Genomic DNA, 18153 nt, shown 5'->3' with positions numbered 1-18153 from the left:
ACCACAGCGCACCTCCCCCTGAAGCTGAGTTCGATGGGTAGATTTACTGATTAGTTGGCTCAGTCCTAAGTCGCAAAGCTCCATTAAGCAGCCCTAACGGTATAGCCAGAGGCGCAGCAGAGAGAGCAGCTGTTCGGTGTCTACGGGTTTGGGAATGTAGTCTGATGCGCCTGCTTCGATGCACTTTTCCCGATCGCCCTGCATGGCCTTGGCCGTGAGGGTGATAATTGGGAGCGACCGAAACCGCTCCTGCTGCCGGATGGCGCGGGTCGCTTCATAGCCGTCCATTCCCGGCATCATCACGTCCATTAGCACAAGATTGATATCGGGGTGGGCCTGCAGCATTTCTAGGCCTGCCTGACCATTCTCAGCAAACAGTATCTCCATGCTGTACTGCTCTAACAGACTTGTGAGGGCGAAGATGTTGCGCACGTCATCGTCTACAATCAGCACCCGTTTGCCAGCCAAAACGGGGTCGCTCTGGTGCAGACGCTCTAGAATCTGCTGCTTCGACTGCGGCAGGTTGGCCTGCACCCGGTGCAGGAACAGGGCTGTTTCATCGAGCAGCCGCTCGGGCGATCGCACATCTTTGACAATAATGGTCTCGGCTAGCCGTCGCAGCCGCGTCTCTTCTGCCTCAGTTAGCTCCTTACCGGTGTAGACCACAATCGGCAGGGTCGCCAGAAACGACGCTTGCTTGATCTTCTCGATCAGGTCAAACCCGCTCATATCGGGCAGGCCCAAGTCCAGCACCACGCAGTCAAAGGCCTGATTTTTGAGGGCCTCTAGGGCGGCAGCGCCGCTGCTAACGGCCTGGCTAACTACATCACCACCGCCAATCAGCTCAATAATGCTTTGGGCCTGCACAGGGTCATCTTCAATCACCAGCAGGTGCCTCACCTGGCGCTCAATAAAGCGCTTGATTTCGACTAGGGTGTGGGTCAGCACCTCCGGCGAAACTGGTTTTTGAATGTGGGCAATGGCTCCCATCTGAAATTCCCGCTGCTGCTGGTCGTCAACAGTCAGGATGTGGATGGGAATATGACGGGTGGCAACCTCTCGCTTGAGCTGATCTAGCACAGCCCATCCCTGCATGTCGGGCAGGTGCAGGTCGAGGGTAATCGCATCGGGGACAAACTGCTTGGCCAGCATCAGGCCGGTTTGCCCCTGGGAAGCAATCAAGACCTTAAAGCTCTGTCGCTGAGCCATTTCCATCAAGATTTGAGCAAAGTTGGTGTCGTCTTCAATGACCAGCAGCACTTGGTCACCCGGCTGCAGGTTGTCCCGGTCGTCTGCAATGTCGCTGGCCGGCAGCGGCAGCGATCGCACCAGGGGACCGACTTCGGCTTCGGGGGGCAGAGGGCGATATGGGAAGTGCTGAGTCACTACAACGGGGTTAGTCTCGCTAGACCCATCGGGGCTGCTCTCAAACTGCTCTGGCAAGATCAGCGTAAACGTACTGCCCTCGCCCAGTTCGCTGCTCAGCTCAATGCTGCCGCCCAACAGCCGGGCTAGCTCCAGGCTGATCGATAGCCCCAGCCCAGTGCCGCCATATTTGCGGCTGGTGGTGCCGTCAGCCTGCTGAAATGCCTCAAAAATGACCCGCTGCTTATCTTGGGGAATGCCAATGCCGGTGTCGTTGACAATAAAGGCCAACTGGTGATTCGGTGCTTGCCGAATATGGACCGCTACCCCCCCCTGGTCTGTAAACTTTAAAGCGTTAGACAGCAGATTCTTGAGGATTTGCTGCAGCCGTTTGGGGTCGGTGGAGAGGGTTGCTGGAAGAGGATCTTCTAGGGCAACATTAAAGCTCAATCCCTTGGTCAGCGCTACTTCCTGAAATGTGCGCTCCAGGTCGGTTTTAAGGGCAGCCAACGAGACGGCTTCGATTGAGACGGTCATCGTGCCCGACTCGATTTTAGCCAAATCGAGAATGTCGTTGATCAGCGAGAGCAGATCGTTGCCGGCAGAGTGGATGGTGCGACTATACTCCACCTGTTTACTGGTGAGGTTGCCCTCGCCGTTTTCACTCAGCAGTTTGGCTAGGATTAGCAGGCTGTTGAGCGGCGTTCGCAGCTCATGGGACATGTTGGCCAAAAACTCAGACTTGTATTTTGAGGATAGGGCTAGCTGGTGAGCCTGCTCTTCTAGTGCCTGGCGGGCTCGCTCGATCTCTTCGTTTTTGCGCTCAACCTGCTGCTTTTGCGACTCTAGCAGTTCTGCTTTTTCCTCTAACTCCTCATTGAGCTGCTGCAGCTCTTCGTTAGACTGCTGCAGTTCTTCCTGCTGCTGCTGTAGTAGGAGTTCGGACTCCTGCAGAGACTCGGTTCTCTCTTCCAGCAGTTGGTTGCTATGCATCAGCTCTCCCTGCTGATGGCGCAATTCCTCGGTCAGCGTTTGCGACTCTTTCAACAGCTCCTGGGTGCGTAGGTAGGCTGCGATCGCATTCATCATCACCCCAGTCAAGTCGCTAGCCTCTTGCAGAAGCGTCAGCTGCAGATCACTAAAACGATGGAAAGAGGCCAGCTCGACCACGCCCCTAACTTCAGTTTCAAACAGCAGCGGCAGCACCACAATATTGAGTGGTGGCGCTTCCCCTAAGCCTGAACTGATGCGAATATAGTCTCCCGGCACCTGCGTTAGCAAGATCCGCTGTTTTTCCAGAGCACACTGACCCACCAGCCCTTCCCCTGGCCGAAACTGGTTGGACAAGTGCTTACGCTCCTGATAGGCATAGCTGCCCAGCAGCTTCAGCAAAGGCGGAGTTTCATCGTCATCCATGACATAAAAAACCCCCTGTTGAGCCTCCACCAGCGGGGCCAGCTTAGTCAAAAAGACCTCTGCAACCGCCTCTAGATTGCGCTGTCCCTGCAACGTTTGAGAAAGCTCAGCTAGGTTTCCCTTCAGCCAGCGCTGCTCCTCATTCTTTTGAATGGTTTCCCGCAGGTTTGTCACCATCTGGTTGAAGCTGCGGGTCAACACGCCCGATTCATCCAGTGAGGCGTTGACCGGCAGGCTTGCCGTTAGGTCACCCTCAGCAATGCGTTCGGCGGTATCGGACAGCTGGTGCAGCGGGCGAGCAATGTTGCGCGAGAGCCAAAGCCCTACCAGCGACAGAATGATAAAAGAAGCCGGAATGCCGTAGGTAATTGTATTTAGCGTTTGCTGAGCTGCCATCTGAGACCGCTCGGAACGCTGCGCTAGAAGCTCTCGCTCAGCGGTGCGAATCTCATCAATAAGAGCCCGAATCTCCTCCATGAGCCGCTGCCCTTCGCCCGTCCGCGTAAACTGCTGGGCAGCCTCAAAGCCCTGGCTGTCGAAGAGCTGAATACCTTGCTGTAGGCGAGACAGACGAGCCTCAATAGTTGCGGTAAGCTCTACCATTTGAGCTTGTGCATCAGGGTTATCTATGAGCAGCTGCTGCAGCCGCTGCAGCCGCTCATCAGTGGTTCGCAGGGCATCGTTATAAGGATTTAAATAGATTGGTTGCCCGGAAATCAGGTAGCCCCGCTGCCCACTCTCTGCACTGGCAACCGCCGCTTCCAGCGCATTTAGGTGCCGTAGTGTTTCGTAGGTTTCGCGCTCGTCGATAGAGTTGGTAATCAGACTGCTGGTGGTTCGGTAAGAGGCAATCCCAATGGCGGATAACAGCAGCAGTCCTAGGGCAAAACTGCCGCCGATGCGGGAGCCAATTTTGAAGCGGTCTAACATGCAGGGTGTGAGGGTTAAATCAGCCGATGACCAAGTGACAAACGCTGAGTGGGCTTGCAAAGCCGAGTATGCAATGCTAATACCTCTGGAGACTTTTCGCCTCCTCCCTGGACAAGACTATTCCCCCTGAAAGCTTTGTTTTTGGCCGCTTTAGGTGCTATTTCTAGCATCAAATTTGCTGTTAGGTTCAGGTGAATTCTGGATTGCAGCAAAAGTCAGCGGCCTTGATGAGGCAGCCTCTACTGATAAATATTGGCTGCTTTCATCATGTGATAGGTGATTAGCAGCTGGGTTAGGGCCAGAGGGTAGCTCTGCAAAGTTTCCCCGGTAGTGCCTACGACCTTACCGATGTTGCGGTTGCCCTCTAAACTACAAAACTTACCGAGGTAGGGAATTTCGTTGCACAGCATTCGTTCTAGCTCCTGTACCTGCTCCTCAGTGGCGTGTCCGTCAATTTCTAAGACATCTACAGGTTTGCCCATATCCCGGTCTAGCTCTAGGCGAATAGCGTCGCCCAAATGGCTTCCCTCGCCACCCAAAATGTGGGTAAAGTCGGGATGTGGGATGGTAGGCCGCAGCACTAGCTGAGCATTGAGCAGTAGGTCATCGTTGCTGCCGTTGTCGCTCGAAGGGTAGAAGGAAATGACGGCATCGGCCCACTGGCGCTGAGGCCGAATGAAAGCTTCTGAATCTTCTTCCCGTGCCCGAATTTGCTCCATAACCTGCTCTTCGGTGTAGCCTCGCTTGCGAGTGTCGCGCTTGATCTTCCAGGTGTGGCGTAGCTCTTCGGGTGGTGCTAGATAAACCTTAACGTCGTAGGCATCTCGAGAGCCCCGGGTAGAGTAGCCCAAAAGCCCTTCAACAATGACAAAACGCTTGGGCTTGATGTATTCTGGCGCGTCAAAACAGCCAGAGCTGTGGTTGTAGATGGGCTTGAGAATGGGCTGCCCTGTGCGCAATAGGCCGAGATGCTGCTGAATAATATCGAGGTAGTTGCAGTCGGGATGTAGGGCTGAAATGCCCATTTCCTTACGCTGTTGGCGGTCAAACTTGTGGTAGTCGTCTGTACAAATGGTGGTGACTTCATCTTCACCGAGGATTTGAGCGATGCCGCGGGTGAGGGTAGTTTTTCCAGCGGCACTGTCCCCCACGATACCAAGGACGATTGGACGACTAGCCATGTCTCCCTCCAGGTCTTTTTTTAAAGTTCGAGTCTCATCATTGTAGGGATCAACGGAACTCTGGCTCAAGCAATTGTGACTTCAGTATTTGTGGCTCAAGCCATTGTGAGCCGGCTTAAAATGACTGAGTGGGGAAAATGAGGCAGTCAATTTTAGGACTGGCTGCCTGAGTGAACGGCCTCCACCAAAGCTGCTATGTCATTACCGTCGAGCTTGTCAGATTCTGTCGTCTTACCCCATTGCCCCGAACTCCTTGCTCCGGCCGGCAACTGGGACTGCGCTAAAGCTGCCGTCGAAAACGGAGCTGATGCAATTTATTTTGGGTTGGATCGCTTCAATGCCCGAATGCGGGCCGAGAACTTTACAGAAGCCGACTTGCCTGCCTTGATGGCCTTTCTGCATAGTCGGGGCGTTAAAGGCTATGTCACGCTCAATACGCTGGTTTTTCCCCATGAGCTGAGGGAGGCCGAGCAGTATCTTCGGACTATGATTGCGGCGGGTGTGGATGCGGTCATTGTGCAAGATGTGGGAATTTGCCAGCTGATTCGCCACCTGTCTCCTGACTTTCCTATCCATGCTTCGACGCAAATGACTGTCACCAGCGCAGCTGGAGTGGCCTTTGCCCGCGATTTGGGCTGTCAGCTAGTGGTGCTGGCGCGTGAGTGCTCGCTTAAGGAAATTAACAAGATTCAGGCCCAACTGGCCGATCAAGAGATTGCGCTGCCGCTGGAGGTATTCGTGCATGGGGCACTCTGCGTGGCCTACTCTGGGCAGTGCCTTACGAGTGAAGCGCTGGGAGGGCGCTCGGCCAACCGGGGTGAGTGCGCCCAGGCCTGCCGCATGACCTACGACCTGATCGCTGATGGTGAGTCGGTGGAACTCGGCGATCGCAAATACCTCCTCAGCCCTCAAGATCTCTCAGGGCTGGAGGTGTTGCCGGAGCTGGTTCAAACTGGGGTGAGCTGTCTCAAGATTGAGGGTCGGCTGAAAACGCCTGAATATGTTGCCAACGTCACTCGCGTTTATCGGCAGGCCCTTGATCGGGTAACGGCCGCCGCGCCGTCAGTTCAAAGTCCAGCGTCTGCCGCCCCTAAGGATGTCTTGAATCGTGGTGCAGAACCCTATAGACCTTCCCCAGAGGAGCGCTACCAGCTGGAGATGGCGTTTTCTCGCGGCATTTCTACGGGCTGGTTTGAAGGGATTGACAACCAGGCGCTGGTGCATGCCCGCTTTGGTAAAAAGCGAGGTGTTTATCTAGGCGAAGTTACCCGCGTTTCTAGCCAGGGGGTGTCCCTGCGCTTAGCCGCCCCGGTCAAGCCGGGAGATGGCGTTGTTTTTGACAACGGTCATCCTGCTGCTGGGGAGGAGGGCGGCAGGGTCTACCAGGTTGAGCAGCGAGGCCAGGAGAGCCTGCTTAGTTTTGGCCGCCACGATCTAAATTTAAGCCGCATTCGCACCGGCGATCGGGTTTGGAAAACGAGCGATCCTCAGCTGGATCGGGAACTGCGCCAGACTTTTGCCGGAGAGGAGCCTAAGTTTCAGCGGCCCATTTACATTGAGGTGCAGGGCAGTGCCGGGGAGGTGATGGTTGCGATCGCACGCGATTCCCTCGGCCATATCGCTCAAGCCACGTCAGCCATCCCTCTAGTAGCCGCCCATAATCAGCCCCTTACCACGGAGCGCTTGACCCAACAGTTGGGCCGTCTAGGCCGCACCCCCTTCCGGTTAGAGGCTCTGGAGAATCGCCTGGACGGTGACCTGATGCTGCCGGTGAGCGAACTCAATCGGCTGCGGCGGCAGCTAGTGGAGCAGCTGGAAGAGTTGCGATCGCAACCGCCTCGCTGGCAGCTCAATGGTGAGGCTACTCTTCAGCAGGTGTTGCCCAAAGTAACCCTACCAGCCACTTCTCAGCAGCCGGCATTGTTGGCGCTGGTGCGGAGCCGTTCTCAGCTAGAGGCCGCACTCAGGTCTGGGGTTGAAACGATCTACTGCGAATTTGAGAATCCAGCTATCTACCGCGACACGGTGCAGTGGTTTCGGGCCAACCAAGTGTCGCAGCAGCAGACGGTGTGGGTAGCGCCGCCCCGCATTACCAAGCCGCTAGAGCAGTACATACTCGATCAGGTGCGTCGCTCTGAGGCCGATGGCTACCTGATCCGCAACTATGATCAGCTCAAGAATTTTTCCGGGGAGCGCTGTGTAGGCGACTTTTCCCTCAACGTAGCCAATGCCCTGACTGCCGATTACTTCAAGCGCCGCTATGGGCTGGAGCGCCTCACCGCCTCCTACGACCTCAATGTGGATCAGCTAGAGGCGCTGTTGCGATCGCTGCCCGGCGGCTGGCTAGAAATTACGCTGCACCAGCACATGCCTATGTTCCACATGGAGCACTGCGTTTTCTGCGCCTTTCTCTCGGAGGGCAAAGACTTCCGCGACTGCGGCCGCCCTTGCGAGCAGCACGAGGTGAAGCTGCGCGATCGCATCGGCACCGAGCACATTCTGCAGGCCGATGCGGGCTGCCGCAACACAGTTTTTAACGGGGTAGCTCAAACTGGTGCAGAGTACACCCAGCGGTTGATTGAGGTGGGTGCAACTCACTTCCGCATCGAGTTTCTCAATGAAACGCCTCAGCAGGTGACGCAAACCCTGGATCGCTACCGGCAGCTGCTCAGCGGCAACATCAGCGGGGCGCAGCTCTGGCGGGCGCTGAAGCTGCAAAGCAAGCTCGGCGTTACACGCGGCCCCCTAGATTCCAAGCAAGCCTGGTAATACCGGCTTCCAAAGTTGCAGGCTACAGTTAACCCCACTGGTAGGGGCGCAGGGGTCTGCGCCCGCCCAAGGTAATCTGTGGGATCAGTAGAGAGAATTGATACACGAGGATCAACCCGGCTTAGATTCCTGCCAGACGAACTTGCCTTCTTTCCACAGGGCCACCAAGCCACCGATGACGTACTTGGTCAACACTTCGCCAAACAGTAGGGCAATGATTTCTCCTGTAGAGAGCACTCCGCCAAAGGCCACTAGGGTAAACAGCAGCGTATCAAGCGGCACCGACACGGCATTGCTGCCCGCTACCCGAATCAGCCAGGGATAGCGAATTAGCCTCTGGTACACCTCAGTATCGGCAGTCTCGGCCAGCATAATCGCCAAGAAACTGGCCAAAATGATGCGCAGCGGCACCGCCAGCAGGGCACTCATAAAGACGTTGGCTAGGGCTGCGATCGCAATCGTGCCGTAGACCCAGCGCCGTCCACCAACATGTAGCCGATCCCGTTGGGTAAAGGTAACGCCGAAAACAAACGTCCCCACTGCCACTTGGCCAAAAACCGGCAGGGGAATGAACCAGGCGGCCGTATAGTTAGCCCCCAGCGTTGCCAGAATGTAGATCGTTGCGTTAATCAGATGTCTTCTCTTCATCGGCTCTTCCACTCAAAAATAAAGGAGCCTCAAAGAACGAGGCTCCTGACAATCAGTTGAAGGTTAACCCTTAGGGTTTGAAATAGTTACGCACTGACACATGCACACTTTTCACCTTATTAGACCACTAGGAAGCCGTACTCAGTACCTTAGCTTCTGCCACCTCAGGATTAGCTTCCGGGGTGTCGGCCTCTGAGGGTGGTACCACCTGCCAGAACTTCGGCAGATACGCCTCCCAATTTGCCAGAATGTGAGCCGCTTTAGGACTGCCCGTGCGCTCTGCATGGGCAACAATTAGCTCCTTCAGCTGCTGCTCACCCGCAGCAGAGATCACCCGCTGCACCTTGACGATCTCTGGGTTCACCTTAGTGGGGAAAGAGCCATCTTCATCCAGGAAGTAGGCCAGTCCACCCGTCATTCCGGCTCCCACGTTGCGCCCCACCCGGCCCAACACCACGATGATGCCGCCGGTCATATATTCGCAGCAGTGGTCGCCTGCCCCTTCAATTACGGCTTGGGCTCTGGAGTTGCGCACTGCAAAGCGCTCTCCGGCTTGGCCCAGAGCAAAGAGGGTACCGCCCGTTGCCCCATAGAGACAGGTGTTGCCAATAATGACATTCTCGGAAGGGTCATAGGTAATGCCAACCGGCGGCTTCACAATCAGCTCCCCACCATGCAGACCTTTGCCCACATAGTCGTTCGCCTCGCCTATTAGGGTCAGGGTCATGCCTGGTAGGTTAAAGGCCCCAAAGCTCTGCCCTACACTGCCCTCAAAGGTTAGGTTGAGCTGCCCTTCAAAGCCAGTATTGCCGTACTGCTTGGCGATCACCCCAGCAATGCGGGCTCCCACCGTCCGATCTGTGTTGATTACGGTCACGGTTTTCTCTGCCGTGCCCTGGGTTTGAATCGCCTGCTGAATAGTCGGGTCGGCTAAGAGTTCATCGTCAAGCACGCGGCCGTTGTCGTGGACAGGGCCGTGCTCTAGCCAGCTCCGGTCTTCCCGCACATCGGGCAGGTGGATCAGCGTATCTAGCACCAGGGATTGGGTTTTAGCCAGCGTTAGGTCTTGGCGGGTTGTGAGCAGGTCAGTGCGGCCCACGATCTCCGGCAGAGAGCGGTAGCCCAGATGGGCCAAGAGCGATCGCACCTCTTCTGCAATAAAGGAGAAGAAGTTGACCACATGCTCTGGAATGCCGGTAAAGCGCTTACGCAGCTCCTCTCGCTGAGTCGCTACGCCGACCGGACAGTTGTTGGTATGGCAGACCCGAGCCATGATGCAGCCTTCAGCAATCATGGCGATCGAGCCAAAGCCAAACTCTTCTGCCCCCATCAGGGCACCCATGATCACATCCCAACCTGTTTTGAGGCCGCCATCAACCCGCAGCACCACGCGATCGCGCAGCTGGTTGTCTAGCAATACCTTTTGTACCTCGGTCAGGCCCAGTTCCCAGGGCACCCCGGCGTGCTTGATCGAGCTGAGCGGCGAAGCCCCGGTACCGCCATCGTGACCCGACACCTGAATGATGTCGGCATTCGCCTTGGCTACCCCGGCGGCCACAGTGCCAATGCCCACCTCCGATACCAGCTTCACCGAAACTCCTGCTGCTGGGTTGATCTGGTGCAGGTCGTAGATTAGCTGAGCCAAATCCTCAATCGAGTAAATATCGTGGTGAGGTGGCGGCGAAATCAGAGTTACGCCTGGCTTGGAGCGCCGCAGTAGGGCAATGTAAGGGCTCACCTTCTTGCCCGGCAGCTGACCCCCCTCACCGGGCTTGGCTCCCTGGGCCAGCTTGATCTCCAGCTGCTGAGCGCTCATCAGGTACTCGGGCGTGACGCCAAAGCGGCCCGAAGCTACCTGCTTAATGGCAGAGCTGGCGGTATCGCCATTTTTTAGGCCTTTCAGGTGGGGGAAGGTGGGTGACGTGCCCTCGCTATCTACGTCTGTCAGCGCCTTAAAGCGGATCGGATCTTCGCCCCCCTCACCCGAGTTGGACTTGCCGCCAATCCGGTTCATGGCAATGGCCAGCACCTCATGGGCCTCCCGTGACAGTGCCCCTAGCGACATGCCGCCCGTGCAGAACCGCCGCATGATGCTCTCCACCGACTCCACTTCTTCTAGGGGAATAGAGTTGCGATCGCTCTTAAAGTCAAGCAGGTCCCGCAGTGCTGTGGGCGGGCGGTTAGCCAGCTGCGCCTTGTAAAGCGCATAGTGATCATGCTGCTTGGTCGTCAGCGCCTTGTGCAGCAGCTTAGTCATGGCCGGATTGTTCATGTGGTACTCGCCGCTGGGCCGAGACTGCACAAAGCCCATGTTCTCCAGGCGTTTGCCGGTCAGCTCTGGAAACGCCTTTTGATGGAAGGTTATGGTTTCCTGAGCCAGCTCAGCCACAGTTAGGCCACCCAAGCGTGAGGTGGTACCTCTAAAGGCCAAGTTCAGCAGGTCAGGGCCGATGCCAATGGCCTCGAAGATCTGCGCTCCCTGGTAGCTAGAGAGCAGGGAAATGCCCATCTTAGAGAGAATTTTCAGCAGACCAGCTTCGATCGCTTTACGGAAGTTGTCCTGGGCTCCATTCAAGGTAGAAACCGGCAGCTTGCCCGTTTCCATCAGCTTCTGGGTCTTAGCGTCAGCCCACCAGTGCCGCACCGACTCCAGCGCTAGGTAAGGGCAAACAGCGCTCGCCCCATAACCCACCAGACAAGCAAAATGATGGGTGCTCCAGCACTGTGCGGTATCAACTATCAGCGAGGCCCGCATCCGTAGCCCTTGCTGAATCAAGTGGTGGTGTACCGCTCCGACGGCCAGCAGAGGCGGAATGTAGGTGGTTTCAGTGTCCAGACCACCCACTGGAGTAGAGGTGCGATCGCTCAAAATTAGAATTACTTTGCCAGCCCGTACTGCTGCTGCGGCCTGTTCACAGAGGGCGCGCACAGCTTGCTCCAGCCCAGCAGGCCCGGCAGTAATGCGGTACAGCGTAGGCAGGGTTTCTGTAGCAAACTCCGAGTCGCGGATTAGCTGCAGCTCCGGCTCATTCAGCACTGGGCTCTCCAGCTTGAGCAAATGGGCATACTCAGGCTGCTCCTGCAGCAGATTGCCCCGTGCTCCCAACTGTGTTGTCAGAGACATCACCAGCCGCTCTCGCAGTGGGTCAATAGCCGGGTTGGTAACCTGGGCAAAGCGCTGCTTGAAGTAGTTGTAGAGCAAATGGGGCTTGTTAGAGAGCACTGCTAGGGGAATGTCGTCGCCCATGCAGTAGGTCGGCTCTTTTGCCAGCGCCGCCATATCCTGAATGATCATGTCCAGGTCTTCAGCGGTGTAGCCAAAAGCAGACTGTCGCTGCAGCAGTTCCTCGGAAGAGAACTGCTTAGCCTCCTCAAAGAGCTGCGGAACCAAGGTCTCCCGGTGCTGCCGCAGCCACTCTCCATAAGGCCGCTGGCGAGCAATGCGCTCCTTCAGAGTCCAGTTTTTCAGAACTTCATGGGTGCCCAGATCGACCGCAATCATTTGCCCAGGCCCGAGGCGGCCTTTCTCCACAACATTGGCTGCTTCGATCTCAACGACGCCTGCCTCCGAAGACACGATCACATAATCGTCTTGGGTAATCACGTAGCGAGCTGGGCGCAGTCCATTTCGATCTAGGGTCGCACCCACCTGCTTGCCGTCGCTAAAGACAATCAGTGCTGGGCCGTCCCAGGCTTCCTGTAGACCGCTGTAATATTCGTAAAAGTCTACGATTTCGGGATACTGCGCTAGATCGGGCTGATTGTTATAGGCCTCGGGCACCATGATCATCAGCGCCTCTTGAGGCTTGCGGCCAGAGCGCACCAGCAGCTCCATTACGTTGTCTAAATTGGCGGAGTCGCTATTTTCAGCGTTGACAATGGGCTTAAGCAGTTCAACGCGATCGCCCCAGACCTCATGCTGCAATTCTGGCTGGCGGGCCATCATCCAGTTAATGTTGCCAACCAGCGTATTGATCTCACCGTTGTGCCCGATCAGCCGCATAGGGTGGGCTAGAGGCCATTTGGGCATGGTGTTGGTGCTAAAGCGGCGATGGTAAACCGCAAAAGGGCTGATGTAGTCGGGATGTCTTAGGTCCTCATAAAAAGCGCCCAAGACCTCCGACCGCACCATGCCTTTGTAAACAATCGTTTGGCAAGAGAAGGAGCATACATAAAAATCTTTTAAGCCCCGGCAAAAATCGCTGTCTGGATCAACCTCGCCTGCCACTATTGCCGCAACCGCTTGTAATACCTGACGTCTAACCAGGTAAAGCTGTCGCTCCAGCTCGTCACCGCTCCAGCTTGTTGACCGAACCACAATTTGCTCAATCAGGGGCTGGTTCTGGCGAGCTAGCTGCCCTAAAACCTCAGATTTTACGGGAACCCGTCGCCAGCCTAGGGTTTGCAGACCTTCTGCGGTAACGACCCGCTCAAACTCTTGCCGCACTCTAGCCGCAGCGGCTTCGTGTAAGGGCAAAAAGACCATGCCGATGCCCGTTCGGTCTGGTTCCAGGGTAGGCTGCTGCCGACTGGCCACCCACTGGTTGAGGAGATTCCAGGGAATGGCTGTCATAATGCCAGCGCCGTCTCCAGAAACTTGGTCAGCGCAGCATCCACCCCGGTGCTCCATGCAGTCGAGCGCCTTTAGAGCCTTGGTCACTAGCTCATGGCTGGCCTGACCCTGCCGCTGAGCGATAAAGCCAACCCCACAGGCGTCGCGCTCCTCCACCAACCACTTTGGCCCCCACACCGATGGTTGAGAACCCTGTTGAGCATTTGACTGACGATTTTGATGTGCCGACGTTTTTCCCATGGAACAGCTCATTAATAAAAAGTGTTGACGGTGGGGTAGAGGTAAGGGCGACCCCTGACTCCAAGGCGTGAAACTCAATTCCCTACAAACAGAGCTTTACAAACAGACGTTTAAGCAGTTCCCCGCCGTTGTACGCTCACGCGAGCAGTCTACAGATCGAGAGCCTATAGACCGAGATGAGAATTTCAACAGCGTACTGACTCAACGATGCCTTGGGGCTAAGTGGGTCTATGAAGGCTTGATCAACAAATTGTAAGGATTGATGATTATACCCAATCATTCTTACCATTGGCGGTAGTGAATACGTCAAAATGAACGATCCACTCCCTGTTGGTAGCCTGTGCTCAAACAATCGAGATAGCCGCTGATAACGGTACCTGTTGGCGCTAAAGCAGCGCTATTAGGCTGAGAGCGCCTACCAGATTAAAAACTGGTCAGGCCGGGGAGCGCTTGCTGCTCCCTGCTAGGCATGATGGGGTGAGATAAGCAGGGAATCACTCCATCAGCTGCATAAGCTGTGCCAGAGGGGACTGTCTCTACACAAGCTTCAGCCAGCTAAGGCTAAAGCCTTAAGCGAAGCAGTCGCTGTGCTTGATTGCGGCAATAGGGCTATCTAACTATTCTAAATTGGCGTTTGGGGAGACTGCAGGTGAGACGTTTTAGGTTTAGACCTCTAGATGGGCTACATGGATGGGCTCAGGTTGGCCTTGGATCACTTGGTGCTATGGCAGCTTTAATGACGCTGCTGCCAGCGGGTGCTCAGGCTGATTCGTCAACTTTAGCGGGCTCGCTGCCCCTCAAACCCTCAGTAGAACTGCTGAGTCAGGCTCCTGCTGCGGCCAATCAACAGGGCAATCAGGTGGTTGTCAATGGACAGCCGCTGACATTGCCTTGGCGGCTGCGAGCGGGTCGTCTGGGTCTGGCGGACTTTGGCCTGCTGCAAGATTTTGGATTCGAACTACTCGATAGTGCTAGTCCGAGCACTCAGCCAGTGCGCTGGTTTTCAGATACGGTCGCGGCCCCCATCGTGCTCAATAGCTGGCTAGAGGGCGGCTATCGGTTCTTAGACATCACCGATTTGGCTCAGCGCTACGGCTGGCAGATTCAGCCCAGTGGCGCTAGTTTGCGAATCTCGGTGCCAGTGGTTCAGATTCAGGGAATCCGACGCAGTCGGCAAGATTGGGGCGATCGCATCGTAGTGGATCTGTCAGGCCCTGCGACTTGGGGCGTGCGAGAGAGCGAAGGGGAGTTTACCGTTATCTTGGATGCGCTTGGGGCGAACCCAGCTAACGTAAGTGCGATCGCAACCCAACCCGGCAACCTGCTCACCGCCCTACAAGTCACCCCGACCGCTAACAACACCCAAATTCGAGGCACGATCGACAGAACTGCCCGCCCTCGCGTCTCCACCCTAGCCGGCCCACCCCGTCTGGTGATTGACGTTCGCCGAGACGATCTGGCTCCACGCAATATTACCTGGGCCCCCGGCCTACGCTGGCAGCAGCAGTATCTGACTGTCAGCGGTCGCGCCTTTCCGGTTTACTGGCTAGAGGTCAATCCTCGCCAGGCCGGGCTGAGCCTGCGGCCCATCTGGACCGATCCTGTGACAGCGACCGGCACGGCTCCGCTGATCACAACTGCTCAGCGGTGGCAGGCGGCAGCCGCCATCAATGCAGGCTTTTTTAACCGCAACAACCAGTACCCCCTAGGAGCGATTCGTCGAGATGGCCAGTGGATCTCAGGCCCGATTCTGGGAAGGGGTGCGATCGCATGGGATACCGCTGGCAATGTTTTAATCGATCGCCTGGCGCTCAACCAGACCATCGCCACAGATCGGGGTCAGCAGTTCCCTCTACAGACCTTTAACAGTGGCTACGTAGGAGCGGGTATCGGCCTCTACACCCCCAGTTGGGGACCCACCTATACCTCCATTCTCGATAACGAGGTGCTAGTCACAGTCGTCAACGATCAGGTGGTCAGTCAACAGCCCACGGGCGCTTCTGGCAGCACCACTATAGCCATTCCAGCCAACGGCTATCTGCTGGCCGTGCGCGCCAATCCAACCGCTCTGACAGCCTTAGCCCCAGGCGTTCGCCTGTCACGTCAGGACCAAACCCTACCTGCTGATTTTGGCAACTATCCTCAGATTGTGGCAGGGGGACCCTTGCTAGTAAAAAATCGCACCATCGTCCTAAACGCCGCTGCTGAAGGCTTCAGCGAAAGTTTTGCTACCCAGTCCGCAGTCCGCAGTGCAATTGGCGTCACTGACCGGGGCACTCTGCTGCTCGTCACCCTGCACTTCAGCCCTGGGGGACGAGGCGCAACCCTACCTGAGATGGCGCAAGTTATGCAGCAGCTCGGTAGCGTTCACGCCCTCAACTTAGATGGCGGCAGTTCCTCCAGCCTCTACTTAGGAGGGCAACTGCTGAACCGCATTCCACGCACTGCTGCCCGGGTTCACAACGGTATCGGCATCTTTCTCCAGCCCTGAGGCTAACTTCTCGGCTTGAAAATAAAGGACTGTTGAACTCACCTCAGGTAAGGTGAAGAATTGGTTTAATTGGGCTCAAAGCAAGCTGCTTGACTGAATTCTCTCGAATCCGTTGCTAGACTGCGAAAGGAAATAGGCAGTCCCGCAGCTATCGGGTCTGTACACTCTGCAGCGGAACAAGCACTAAGTCTTAATAGTCAATATCGAATGCCTAGGCCAAAAAATCAGGCATGTTAGAACTGAATAGAAAGCTATTTCCTTGCCAAGTTGATCTTGCCATATGTAGGTTTTGGAGGAAGCGTTACCGTGCCTAAGACCGAAGAACTCATTCAATCAGCAGCTCTGTCCCTCGCCGCTCCAAAGTCGATGGACGTGGCTGAAACCGAGCTTAGACCTTGGGGTTCATACACTATCTTGGAAGAAGCTCGGGGCTACAAGATTAAGCGTATCGAGGTTAAACCGGGTCACCGCCTAAGCCTACAAATGCACCACCACCGCAGCGAGCACTGGATCGTTGTGTCCGGTACAGCTAAGGTTGTTTGTGGAGACAAAGAGATTCTGCTATCCACTAACCAGTCTACCTACGTGCCTCCCTGTACAGCCCACCGATTAGAGAACGTAGGCGTTATTCCCCTGATTCTGATCGAAGTTCAAAATGGCGAGTACCTTGGGGAAGACGACATTGTCCGTTTCCACGACGACTATTCCCGGGTAGAAAGTGCCTAGGGTTTACTAGGGGCGTTCAGCTGACCCCGGTAGGAACCTCTTTTACACCTTTAACTGCCAGATGCGGATAGTCCTGCATCTGGCAGTATGGTTTTAAGGCAAATAAAACCACGGTCTGCCAAGAGCCATTCCATGATTCAACTCAGCCAAGCTGCAATTAAAGAACTGAAACGACTCCAGACAAAACAGCTGTCTCTTCAGTCTGTTGTTCGTTTGAGCCTGCAACCAGGAACCTGCGCTGCCTGGTCCTATGCAATACACTTTGAGAATAAACCTCAAGCAGACGATACGCTTTTTGAGCAGGGAGATGTACGAATCGTCGTTGCCCACGATGCTCTATCTAAGCTAACTGGCCTCACCATCGACTACGCGGAAGACTTGATGGGAGGCAGTTTCCGCTTCGTTAACCCCAATGCTAGTCAAACCTGTGGTTGCGGCATTGCTTTCTCTACAGAGGCCGATCACCCAGCCTGACAGCCTATAAGGTCTGAAACTTAAGCGCCAAACGGCTCTCTAAGCAGCAGCTTCCTAAGCCGCAGAAATATTAAGACCGGGTTCTCAAAATTAAGAGCTTGACCCGGTTGACTGAAGTTTAATAAAAATGCTACCGTTAGAGCTTGTGGAAACTTTTAGCAACCACTACCCTACTCCCGGCTGTTAGCTTTAATAAATATGCCCACGATTCAACAACTCATTCGGAGTGAGCGCGAAAAAACCCAGAAGAAAACCAAGTCTCCGGCTCTGAAAAGCTGCCCTCAGCGTCGTGGTGTATGTACCCGTGTGTATACAACCACTCCTAAGAAGCCAAACTCTGCTTTGAGGAAGGTGGCTCGGGTACGCCTTACATCTGGCTTTGAGGTGACGGCTTACATCCCCGGTATTGGTCATAACTTGCAGGAACACTCCGTAGTGATGATTCGGGGCGGTCGTGTAAAGGATCTTCCTGGCGTCCGGTATCACATTATTCGCGGCACTTTAGACACTTCAGGCGTTAAGGATCGTCGTCAAGGACGCTCCAAGTACGGCGCGAAACGTCCTAAGAAAAGCTAGGTTGGGCCTTACTTGAGCTACCTGCTCTAAAAACTTGTTGCCTAAGGCTCTTCAGTCGGTCGCTTAGCTCCTCCTATCGCTTACTTGGCGATAGGTAAATATGTTAAGGGACTGACACCGTTAAGGTATTAACTCTAGCAATGGCAACGGTTTTAGAGTCAATTGGCCAATTGAAAGTCAACGCCAAGATATTCTTCTGCCAATTTCACAACAGTTTTAGAGAGAGACCATCATGACTCGCCGTTCCGTCGCCCAGAAGCGCACTGTCCCGTCCGATCCCGTTTACAACAGCCGCCTCGTTAGCATGATGTCGCGGCGAATCATGTACAGCGGTAAAAAGTCCGTCGCTAACCGCATTATCTATGATGCATTTAGCGTTATAGAAGAAAGGACGGGCGGCGACCCCCTAGAACTTTTTGAAAAGGCAGTTCGTAACGCGACTCCTCTGGTCGAGGTCAAGGCTCGCCGAGTGGGTGGTGCGACCTACCAAGTTCCTATGGAAGTTCGCTCTGACCGGGGCGTGGCCCTTGCGCTACGCTGGATAACCCAGTACTCTCGCCAGCGTGCAGGTAAGACTATGGCCATGCGGTTGGCAAACGAGCTTATGGATGCCGCTAACGACACTGGTGGTGCTGTCCGCAAGCGGGAAGAAACGCACCGGATGGCTGAAGCCAACAAGGCATTTGCCCACTATCGTTACTAAATCCATTGGCGGATTTGTTGGTGTTGAATTTCAGCGTATAGAATCTTAACAGATACAAAGA

The 18153-nt window shown here is 55.4% G+C and carries 10 protein-coding genes; 6 read left to right on the top strand and 4 right to left on the bottom strand.

The window, feature by feature from the left end:
• Positions 1-93: 93 nt before the first annotated feature.
• Together H6G13_RS22335 and H6G13_RS22330 are read right to left on the bottom strand one after the other, a co-directional pair.
• Complete coding sequence (locus tag H6G13_RS22335; protein WP_190486937.1) at positions 94-3711, bottom strand: response regulator; 3618 nt, start codon at positions 3709-3711, stop codon at positions 94-96.
• Positions 3712-3950: 239 nt separating this feature from the next.
• Positions 3951-4892 carry a phosphoribulokinase gene (locus H6G13_RS22330; RefSeq protein ID WP_190486935.1) on the bottom strand — a complete coding sequence of 314 codons (942 nt, stop codon included), beginning with the start codon at positions 4890-4892 and terminating at the stop codon, positions 3951-3953.
• A 195-nt stretch (positions 4893-5087) separates the two neighbouring features.
• Between H6G13_RS22330 and H6G13_RS22325 the strand changes: the two genes are divergently transcribed.
• Positions 5088-7661, top strand: coding sequence for a U32 family peptidase (locus H6G13_RS22325; RefSeq protein WP_190486933.1), 2574 nt, complete (start codon positions 5088-5090; stop codon positions 7659-7661).
• 111 nt (positions 7662-7772) lie between these two features.
• On the opposite strand, the gene H6G13_RS22320 is transcribed toward H6G13_RS22325, so the two are convergent.
• Together H6G13_RS22320 and gltB are read right to left on the bottom strand one after the other, a co-directional pair.
• Complete coding sequence (locus H6G13_RS22320; RefSeq protein ID WP_190486931.1) at positions 7773-8309, bottom strand: VUT family protein; 537 nt, start codon at positions 8307-8309, stop codon at positions 7773-7775.
• 127 nt (positions 8310-8436) lie between these two features.
• Positions 8437-13122 carry a glutamate synthase large subunit gene (gltB, locus tag H6G13_RS22315; RefSeq protein WP_190486929.1) on the bottom strand — a complete coding sequence of 1562 codons (4686 nt, stop codon included), beginning with the start codon at positions 13120-13122 and terminating at the stop codon, positions 8437-8439.
• A 724-nt stretch (positions 13123-13846) separates the two neighbouring features.
• Between gltB and H6G13_RS22310 the strand changes: the two genes are divergently transcribed.
• The 5 genes from H6G13_RS22310 to rpsG all read left to right on the top strand — a co-directional run bounded on the left by H6G13_RS22310 (position 13847) and on the right by rpsG (position 18092).
• On the top strand, positions 13847-15613 hold the full coding sequence (locus H6G13_RS22310; protein ID WP_199306501.1) for a phosphodiester glycosidase family protein: 1767 nt from the start codon (positions 13847-13849) through the stop codon (positions 15611-15613).
• A 306-nt stretch (positions 15614-15919) separates the two neighbouring features.
• Positions 15920-16339, top strand: coding sequence for a cupin domain-containing protein (locus H6G13_RS22305; RefSeq protein WP_190486927.1), 420 nt, complete (start codon positions 15920-15922; stop codon positions 16337-16339).
• 132 nt (positions 16340-16471) lie between these two features.
• Complete coding sequence (locus tag H6G13_RS22300; RefSeq protein WP_190486925.1) at positions 16472-16813, top strand: iron-sulfur cluster assembly accessory protein; 342 nt, start codon at positions 16472-16474, stop codon at positions 16811-16813.
• Positions 16814-17011: 198 nt separating this feature from the next.
• The gene (gene rpsL / locus H6G13_RS22295) at positions 17012-17389 is read left to right on the top strand and encodes a 30S ribosomal protein S12 (protein WP_190486923.1); all 378 of its coding nucleotides are present in this window, start codon (positions 17012-17014) and stop codon (positions 17387-17389) included.
• Positions 17390-17621: 232 nt separating this feature from the next.
• Positions 17622-18092 (top strand): 30S ribosomal protein S7, encoded by a 471-nt coding sequence (gene rpsG / locus H6G13_RS22290; RefSeq protein ID WP_190486921.1) that lies wholly within the window; start codon positions 17622-17624, stop codon positions 18090-18092.
• Positions 18093-18153: the final 61 nt, after the last annotated feature.

It is taken from the genome of Pseudanabaena sp. FACHB-2040, assembly GCF_014696715.1.
Lineage (GTDB): Bacteria > Cyanobacteriota > Cyanobacteriia > Phormidesmidales > Phormidesmidaceae > JACVSF01.
The sequence above is the reverse complement of the archived record's forward strand: the minus strand, read 5'-3'. Positions and strand labels throughout refer to the sequence as shown.

Coding starts and splice junctions, on each gene's coding strand:
- H6G13_RS22335 (WP_190486937.1), bottom strand. CDS start 3,711: ATGTTAGACCGCTTCAAAATTGGCTCCCGCATCGGCGGCAGTTTTGCC.
- H6G13_RS22330 (WP_190486935.1), bottom strand. CDS start 4,892: ATGGCTAGTCGTCCAATCGTCCTTGGTATCGTGGGGGACAGTGCCGCT.
- H6G13_RS22325 (WP_190486933.1), top strand. CDS start 5,088: ATGTCATTACCGTCGAGCTTGTCAGATTCTGTCGTCTTACCCCATTGC.
- H6G13_RS22320 (WP_190486931.1), bottom strand. CDS start 8,309: ATGAAGAGAAGACATCTGATTAACGCAACGATCTACATTCTGGCAACG.
- gltB (WP_190486929.1), bottom strand. CDS start 13,122: ATGGGAAAAACGTCGGCACATCAAAATCGTCAGTCAAATGCTCAACAG.
- H6G13_RS22310 (WP_199306501.1), top strand. CDS start 13,847: ATGGCAGCTTTAATGACGCTGCTGCCAGCGGGTGCTCAGGCTGATTCG.
- H6G13_RS22300 (WP_190486925.1), top strand. CDS start 16,472: ATGATTCAACTCAGCCAAGCTGCAATTAAAGAACTGAAACGACTCCAG.
- rpsL (WP_190486923.1), top strand. CDS start 17,012: ATGCCCACGATTCAACAACTCATTCGGAGTGAGCGCGAAAAAACCCAG.
- rpsG (WP_190486921.1), top strand. CDS start 17,622: ATGACTCGCCGTTCCGTCGCCCAGAAGCGCACTGTCCCGTCCGATCCC.